At 45.5% G+C, this 7,993-nt stretch carries 7 protein-coding genes; 5 read left to right on the top strand and 2 right to left on the bottom strand.

What is annotated here, in order from left to right:
- Positions 1-234: 234 nt before the first annotated feature.
- From VN447_RS01015 to VN447_RS00995, 5 genes are all read left to right on the top strand, one after another.
- Positions 235-2,214 carry a methyl-accepting chemotaxis protein gene (locus VN447_RS01015; RefSeq protein ID WP_325521914.1) on the top strand — a complete coding sequence of 660 codons (1,980 nt, stop codon included), beginning with the start codon at positions 235-237 and terminating at the stop codon, positions 2,212-2,214.
- A 203-nt stretch (positions 2,215-2,417) separates the two neighbouring features.
- Positions 2,418-3,476, top strand: coding sequence for an A/G-specific adenine glycosylase (gene mutY / locus VN447_RS01010; RefSeq protein ID WP_325521912.1), 1,059 nt, complete (start codon positions 2,418-2,420; stop codon positions 3,474-3,476).
- Positions 3,477-3,980: 504 nt separating this feature from the next.
- Positions 3,981-4,271 (top strand): FeoA family protein, encoded by a 291-nt coding sequence (locus VN447_RS01005; RefSeq protein ID WP_325521910.1) that lies wholly within the window; start codon positions 3,981-3,983, stop codon positions 4,269-4,271.
- Positions 4,259-5,035 carry a FeoB small GTPase domain-containing protein gene (locus VN447_RS01000; RefSeq protein WP_325521908.1) on the top strand — a complete coding sequence of 259 codons (777 nt, stop codon included), beginning with the start codon at positions 4,259-4,261 and terminating at the stop codon, positions 5,033-5,035. Before VN447_RS01005 ends, VN447_RS01000 begins: the two co-directional genes overlap by 13 nt.
- Entirely contained in the window at positions 5,032-6,438 is a 1,407-nt protein-coding gene (locus VN447_RS00995) for a nucleoside recognition domain-containing protein (RefSeq protein ID WP_325521906.1), read from the top strand. The genes VN447_RS01000 and VN447_RS00995 overlap by 4 nt, the downstream gene beginning before the upstream one ends.
- 39 nt (positions 6,439-6,477) lie before the next feature.
- On the opposite strand, the gene VN447_RS00990 is transcribed toward VN447_RS00995, so the two are convergent.
- Both VN447_RS00990 and VN447_RS00985 read right to left on the bottom strand, forming a co-directional pair.
- Positions 6,478-6,903 (bottom strand): metal-dependent transcriptional regulator, encoded by a 426-nt coding sequence (locus VN447_RS00990; protein ID WP_325521904.1) that lies wholly within the window; start codon positions 6,901-6,903, stop codon positions 6,478-6,480.
- Positions 6,904-7,050: 147 nt separating this feature from the next.
- Positions 7,051-7,800, bottom strand: coding sequence for an SDR family NAD(P)-dependent oxidoreductase (locus tag VN447_RS00985; RefSeq protein WP_325521902.1), 750 nt, complete (start codon positions 7,798-7,800; stop codon positions 7,051-7,053).
- Positions 7,801-7,993 lie beyond the last annotated feature (193 nt).

Genomic DNA, 7,993 nt, shown 5'->3' with positions numbered 1-7,993 from the left:
ATCTAAGAGTGGAGAAAAGTTAAATTAAAGTTAAATGTTTTAAATAAAATTAATCTGACGATATAAATTATTGACTTTTAAAAATTAAACTGGTAAAATTTTCACAATGAACCTAGTACGCTCTTAGTGGCGATTAAGGGTGAAAAGGGCCGACTCAGCAGAATAAACCGAGCTTGCCTTGTCATAAGGCTTTTTTTATTTGGCAAGGTTAGCTGCGAAACTGGAGGAGTTTTTATGCGATTTAGGGTACTGTTTAACAGTTTGCAAAGTAAGATGACCGCTGTATTCGTGATTATGGCAATTTTGCCGGCAATCATTATTGGGTTTGCTGCAAGCCATAAAGCCAATTCGCTATTAGACACGTCAGGCAGAATGACCCAGGCAAGCAAGGCGACACGCGTCGCAGACCGCTTAGATCAGTATCTGCTAGATGGTAAAGCTAATATTAATGCATTGGCTAAGACCCCTTTTGTATTTATGATGGGTTCAGAAGATCAAACAAAAACTTTGAAGGCCTTCTACGAGGGAAATGGCATGTTTGAACTGCTTTTCTGTGTAAATCCTCAGGGTATTATCCAAAATACCTGGCCTCGCACCGACTTTGGCGGCAAAAAGGACTTTACTGACCGTCAATGGTTTAAAGATGTTGCTGGTGCTAATACGACTGTTATTTCCGATACGTATGTATCGGCGTTTACCAAGCAGGCAACTGCGCCCATTGTCGCACCAATTCTGGATGAAAAAGGACAGCTCCTTGGTTATATTGGTGGCAACCTCAAGCTTGGCAATGTAACAACGCTAGCCCAAGAGCTGAACGAGGGAAATACAGGAAAAGCCATTATTCTCGATAAAAAGTTTTTCTATCTTACTGATAGTCGTGATGAAGAAAAAGCAAAAGCTCATGAATTATTCAGTAATGAGCATATTTTACCCATAATCACGAGTGGTACTGGACAAGTTGCCGTTGTTGAGTCTAATCTGGTAAGCTATGCTCCCATCGGCAATACCGGCTGGGTGGTGCTGAAACTGCAAAGCGTGGCAGAATCAATGGCTAGTGCCGATGATTTGCAAAAGTTTATTGCTATAGTTATTATTGTTTCTATCTTAGGTATAGGCATAGTAGGCTTTTATCTGGTAAAACGAATTAGTAAGCCGATTACTGCTATCGCTGCGGTTGCTGAACAGATCGCTGATGGTCAAATTGTTAAAGCTGATGTTATTTATAGTGGTGACGATGAATTAAGGCGTCTAATCAACTCCTTTGGGATAATGACGGAAAACCTTCAATCCTTGCTGCAACAAACAAGCCGTTCGACGGTGTTAGTCGCCAGTGCTACCGGACTTTTGGCGGCTAATGCCGAGCAGTCTGCCCAGGCCTCGAATCAAATTGCTGTGTCGATTGGGGAAGTGGCAACCGGTTCTGAAAAACAGATTTATGCAGTTCAGAACACCGTGGCTATTGTTGAAAAAGCTGAAGGCCTTGACGGGGTTGTTTCCAGTATGAATGAAGTGGCTGCAGCTTCGCAGCAAACGGCACTTGCGGCTAATGCGGGCAACAAAGAAATCGTTTCGGCAATTAAGCAGATGAATCATATTGAAACTACTGTAAATAATCTGGCGCAGGTGATTACCAAACTTGGTGAACAGTCGCAAAAAATCGGACAGATTATTAATACTATCTCGGGTATCGCCAGCCAAACAAATTTATTGGCGCTCAACGCGGCCATTGAAGCAGCTCGAGCCGGTGAACAGGGGCGCGGTTTTGCTGTTGTCGCTGAAGAGGTGCGAAAACTAGCCGAACAATCGGAAGAAGCAGCCAAACAAATTGCCACACTGATTAGGGATGTCCAGAACGATACTGAAAGCGCCGTTGCTGCAATGAACGATGGCAGCAAACAAGTGAAGGTTGGTTCTAATGTCGTTAATTCGGCCGGTAAAGTCTTTAGCGAGATTGAGACTCTAATTGAAGCTGCTACAGGTAAGATTCATACGGTTTCTACAGCCGCACAACAAATGGCTGACCGGGGAGATCAGATTGTTTCCTCGGTGCGGGAAATCGAGGAGATAAGCAAAGAGAATGCAAGGTATACCCAAGCTGTTTCTGCTGCTACAGAAGAGCAAACAGCCGTGATGCAGGAAGTTGCCTCGTCGAGTCAGGGCCTGGAAACTATGGTAGAGGAACTTAATGCAGTAGTAAAAAGATTTAAAATTTGAGTAGTCTGGCTAATGCCGTATTTACTGGCAAACTCTATAATGAATGATGTTGAAAAAGCAAGCGTAGCTCGAGTATCGAGTTATTTCTTGCTTTTTTAACGCTTGGTACTATTTTTCTGGGTTACAATTGTGTAATATATAAACAAACTCAAGCTTCGCTATTTGTAGATAATTATTTGCTGAAAACCTAAGAAGGGAAGAACATGATGACGCTGGCGACAAATTTACTGGACTGGTATTACAAAAATGGCAGAGACTTGCCCTGGCGTAAGGATAAAGATGCCTATAGAATCTGGGTTTCTGAGATTATGCTGCAGCAAACACGGGTAGAGGTGGTAAAAGATTATTACAAGCGGTGGATGGACAGGTTCCCGACACTGGCAGCTTTGGCTCAGTCATCTGAGCAAGAAGTGCTCAATTATTGGCAGGGGCTGGGGTATTATAGCCGGGCACGCCATCTTTTGTCAGGTGTCAGGGAGGTATGTTCAGCCTATGGCGGAAAGGTACCGGACAATCCAGCCTCGATACAGCGTTTACCCGGAGTTGGTGAATACACGGCCGGGGCGATTGCCAGTATTGCGTATAACCGGGTTGCTCCGGCAGTTGATGGCAATGTCCTGAGAATCATTAGCCGGCTGTTTTGTCTGGAAGGAGACATCACTAAGCAGGCGACAAAACGCGAAATTGACCGATTAATTCGGCAGCATATACCTAATCAATGTCCGGGTGATTTTAACCAGGCGCTGATGGATTTAGGCGCCATGATATGCATTCCCCGGCGGCCTCGTTGTCAGTTGTGCCCGTTAACTAATCTATGTGAAGCTTACGCACGGGAGGTTCAGGATACGCTGCCGGTACGGGCGCCGAAGAAGGCGCCGCAGATGGTTATGCTGGCCGCTGGGGTAGTGCTGCGGGACGGGAAATATTTGGTGCGACAGCGGTCTAAAGCAGGGTTGTTAGCAGGGATGTGGGAATTTCCCGCAATAGAAATGATTAAGGGTGAAATGGCAGTCGCGCAGTTAAAAGAAGAACTCTGGAATGAGTTACGCCAAGCTGTATGTATTAAGGAAAAAATATCTCATTACCTTCATACGTTTAGTCACCGTAAATGGGATATTTCTTTTTACCAGTGTGAGTGGCTAGCCGGTGATGAACTGACAGATAAAGCTTGCTGGCTAAGCGCAGCAGAATTAAGCACTGTGCCTTGGGCTGGGCCTCACCACAAAGTGGCTCTTTTGTTAGGGCAAAAGGCTGTGAACTGAAATAGTACAAAAGCTACTCCCAAATCCTGCGATTTGGGAGTAGCTTTTATTTGTCCTGTTAGAAAGCATAACTTTCCGTCTGGATAAGGGCAACATCGGTTTCCGCTTTCGCCAAGGCTCGGCGCAAGCCGTGTTTTCTTTATCTTATGTTATTTCTTTGCAACGATTTCCTGAGAAATATCTAGCTGTGGTTTCTTGTTTTTTGCACCCTTTTTAGGGCCTCGGCCGGGCTTCTTATCCCCCATACCCGTCACCTCCTAAATCTATTAAAAACTAGTATTTCCCAAAAGACAGTGATCTATACTAAGGGCTCATCAAAAAACATATGATAAGGGCTAAAAAAATATGCCGTCTCAGTAACCGACGTTTAAATCGCTTCATAGCATATAACAAATGGCCTGATAGTTAGCTGAGGCTAAAATTTTTTGTATATCTGTTAGCTACAGCTAACTTATATTTTTTGGCCGGCTGTTAGCTAAGGTTAAGTTAGGGAGGTTAGTAAAAGTGAGTGATCATCAGATGTCAACAATTGCTCTTTCAGAATTAGCGGTAGGGGCATCCTGCTATGTGGCCAGTGTTGAGCTTGAGGGGTTATTGAGACGGCGGATACTGGATTTGGGAATGGTGCCGGGTACGCCGATTCGCTGTGTGCGGAAAAGTCCTGCCGGTGATCCGATTGCTTATGCTGTCAGGGGCAGTACCATTGCCCTGCGGACTGACGATGCCCGCCTTATCCGGGCGTATTTACCAGACGACACACGCGCAGATAGGGGGGATAAAGAGTGGCACAAGTGATAGATTCGACCAGGAGAGTACTGCGGGAACATTTCGGGATTAATACCAGCCCGGGTCAGTTCGTGATTGCGCTTGCAGGTAATCCCAACGTTGGCAAAAGTACTGTTTTTAACGCGTTGACCGGCCTGAGGCAGCATACCGGCAACTGGCCGGGCAAAACGGTCGATAATGCGCAGGGAACCTTTACGTACCAGAATAAATCATTTTTGCTAGTGGATTTACCAGGTACTTATTCCATCTTGGCTCATACGGCAGAAGAACAGATAGCACGAGATTTTATCTGTTTTGGCCGTCCTGATGTAACCTTGGTTGTATTAGATGCAACCTGTCTGGAAAGAAACCTAAATCTTGCGCTTCAGGTAATGGAAATGACCCCGAAAGTCGTTATTTGTGTCAATCTTATCGATGAAGCCAGAAAGAAAGGAATTAAGGTCAATACCGAGGTGTTGGAAAAAGAACTCGGCGTGCCGGTGGTAGCAACAGCAGCACGCCAAAATGAAGGTCTTGCTCACCTAATAGATACCTTGCATCGTGTAGCCACAGGTGAGTGCAAGACCAAGCCTAACCAGTTAACGTATTCAGCTGAGGTAGAAGCAGCAGTACAACTGCTTTTACCAAGTGTCGAGCGCCTTATTGGTAAAAAACTCAATTCCCGTTGGGTGGCACTCAGGCTTTTAGACGGAGACAGGGCATTTATCGAAAGTATTGGAATGCACTTAAACTTGACTGATGTAAGCGTTACCAAGGAGGCAGCTAACAGATGAAAGACAATGTTAAACCTATGAATACGCTGGCACAGTTGTGCGCGGAGGCTGATTCCATCCGTCTCCGCCAGGGCAGCACCATGGGCGACAAAATAGTTGCAGATATTTACGCTAACGCCGAGATGATTGCTCATAAAGCGGTTATCACACCGGCAACAGATAAATCGCGCTGGGATAACAGGCTAGATGATATCTTGACATCGCGCATATTTGGCTATCCCATTATGCTGATGCTGCTTGGGCTGGTTTTTTGGATAACAATTGAGGGTGCCAACATCCCGTCTGAAATGATTGCCACAGCGTTTTTTAGTTTTCAAGAGCAGTTAACCGTATGGTTTCAGGCAGCTGGTGCACCAGAGTGGCTTCATGGTGTACTCGTCCTTGGTCTCTATCGTGCCCTTGCATGGGTTATCTCGGTAATGCTGCCGCCAATGGCGATATTTTTCCCGTTGTTTACTCTGTTGGAGGACTTGGGTTATCTGCCCAGGGTTGCCTTCAACCTTGATAATATGTTTAAAAAGTGTAAGGCTTGTGGCAAGCAGATTCTTACGATGTGTATGGGGTTCGGCTGTAACGCTGCAGGGATAGTCTCCTGCCGGATTATTGACTCGCCCCGGGAAAGGCTGATAGCCATTCTAACCAATAACTTTGTGCCCTGTAATGGGCGGTTTCCGACCCTCATAGCTATCGCAACCATTTTTGTGGGCGGGGCTTTGGCACCACAGTATGAAACTGTTGCTGTCACAGTTTTTATGACCAGCCTGGTAATGCTGGGGATTGCCTTTACCTTTGCGGTATCTTGGCTTTTGTCACACACTGTCCTTAAGGGAGAAGCTTCTTCTATGGTATTGGAACTGCCTCCTTACCGGAAGCCGCAAATCGGCGCTGTGATTTACCGGTCGATGATTGACCGCACCCTATTTGTTCTCAAAAGGGCGGTTATCATGGCTGCTCCGGCAGGCGTTCTTACATGGATTCTCGCCAACGTGTACATAGGCGATGGCAGTATTCTGCAGCACCTGGCCGGATGGCTGCAGCCGGTCGCCTACGCGATCGGCCTTGATGGATACATCTTGCTGGCATTTATCTTAGGGCTGCCCGCGAATGAGATTGTTGTTCCGATTTTGCTTATGAGTTATTTGTCTACCGGGTATATGATTGAGCTTGACGAATTGACAGAGTTGCATCAAGTCTTTGTCAGTCATGGCTGGACTTGGCTAACGGCTCTAAATACCATGTTATTTTGCCTGCTTCACTGGCCGTGTACAACGGCGCTACTTTCAACTTATAAGGAATCAGGCAGCGTCAAGTGGACCTTCTTAGCCTTCTTACTTCCGACAGTGGCTGGATTTGCTGTATGTTTTATGGTTGCTCAGTCGGCTCGTCTTTTAGGATTAGGATAGTTATTGTTGGCAGGGGCAGTTGAAAAGCCCCTGCCATTTTTATGAGTCTGTCATCTGGCAGCTTTCAAGAAATGTGTATAATTGCTGATAAACATCGGGATTTTTTCTCATGAATACCACTATTGCTTGAATTGACCCAATGGTGGATTTGGACAGGTAGTGCTCGATTGCTTCCGCTTCGGCGGCAATGTTGCAGTTAGCGCGAAGCATCACTAAAAATTCTTGAATAATTTGGTTACGGCGGACGAGGAATTTGCCGGTTTCGATGCCTGTCGCTGTCAGGCCGATATGGCCATATTTTTGGTAGGTGATGTAGTTAAGGACTTTGAGTTTGCGCATGGCTTTGGTAACCGACGGCAAAGAAACATTGAGCTTATGACTGATATCGGTAACCCGTACAACACCGAGACTGGTGTGAAACCGGTATATTTCTTCTAGATAGTCTTCTAGGCTTGGTGAAAGCATACTCACCCCTCCGCGAACCGTTATACAGTGTAGACTAATAACAGGACATTGATAATGCTTATCAATGGGTTGTTTTGGCAACTTAATATATACTATGATGAATTACAGGATTTTGAACCGTTAGCGGTGAAAAAAGAATGGTACTAGCTATTCTGCATACATCATCTTTTTTGTCATACCACCATCAACTACAAAGACTTGTCCGGTGATGAAAGAAGCCTCTGTTGACAACAGAAAAGCAGCGGCGTGTGCGATGTCGTCAGGGAGACCAACCCGTCCGACTAAATGTTGCGCATGGTCCTCAGGACGAAGTTCTGTTGGCGGTTGACTGACATCGATCCAGCCAGGACAAATAGCGTTAACCCGGACCTTAGGGCCTAAAGAATTAGCCAGGGCATGGGTGAGGCCAAGCAGCCCGGCTTTAGCAGCCGCATAGCCTTCATTATGTGGTTCGCTCATAATGGCGCGGGTGGAGGAAATATTGACAATAGCGGCCTGTGCTGATTGGGTAAGCAGGGGTAAGGCGAACTTAGCGAAGAGGAAGGCAGATCTTAAGTTGATAGCGAGTATCTGGTCAAATTCGGCTACTTCAATCTCGTCGATGGGCTTAAACCAGGAAACTCCGGCATTGTTGATAATCCAGTCCAGGTGTCCATATTCGTTTTCGGCCAGACGAATAACATTCTTAACGTCTTCTATAACGCCTACATCTGCTTTGATAAATTGCACGGCCAGCCCTTCGGCAAGCATTGCATTGACGCTTTCAACACCAATAGCCTCATTACTATCTGCTACGATCACCTGGGCACCTTGTCGTGCAAGTTTATGAGCAATGGCTCTGCCAATGCCTTGCGCGGCACCGGTGACGACCACGACAGGTATGCTTCCGTTATTCATAGTGAACCTCCCGTATAGTATACAAGTTTCTAACAATATTTCTAATATATATTACAACTGAGCAGCAGTCAAAACGTGATTGCTGATATAGAAATAATTATTAAAATTCAATATTTTTCGACAATTATCGACCTGATATTCAAAAAAAAATACCAATTTTGGTTAAAATTTTGATATTCATGCAGGATTAAGA

Origin of the sequence: Sporomusa sp. (genome assembly GCF_035561155.1) — a bacterium.
In the GTDB taxonomy this organism is placed as follows: Bacteria; Bacillota; Negativicutes; order Sporomusales; family Sporomusaceae; genus Sporomusa.
This window is presented reverse-complemented; position numbering and strand designations above follow the sequence as displayed.

Excerpts from the sequence above, each read along its gene's own strand:
- VN447_RS01015 (WP_325521914.1), top strand. The coding sequence starts at position 235 with ATGCGATTTAGGGTACTGTTTAACAGTTTGCAAAGTAAGATGACCGCT.
- mutY (WP_325521912.1), top strand. The coding sequence starts at position 2,418 with ATGATGACGCTGGCGACAAATTTACTGGACTGGTATTACAAAAATGGC.
- VN447_RS00995 (WP_325521906.1), top strand. The coding sequence starts at position 5,032 with ATGAAAGACAATGTTAAACCTATGAATACGCTGGCACAGTTGTGCGCG.
- VN447_RS00990 (WP_325521904.1), bottom strand. The coding sequence starts at position 6,903 with ATGCTTTCACCAAGCCTAGAAGACTATCTAGAAGAAATATACCGGTTT.
- VN447_RS00985 (WP_325521902.1), bottom strand. The coding sequence starts at position 7,800 with ATGAATAACGGAAGCATACCTGTCGTGGTCGTCACCGGTGCCGCGCAA.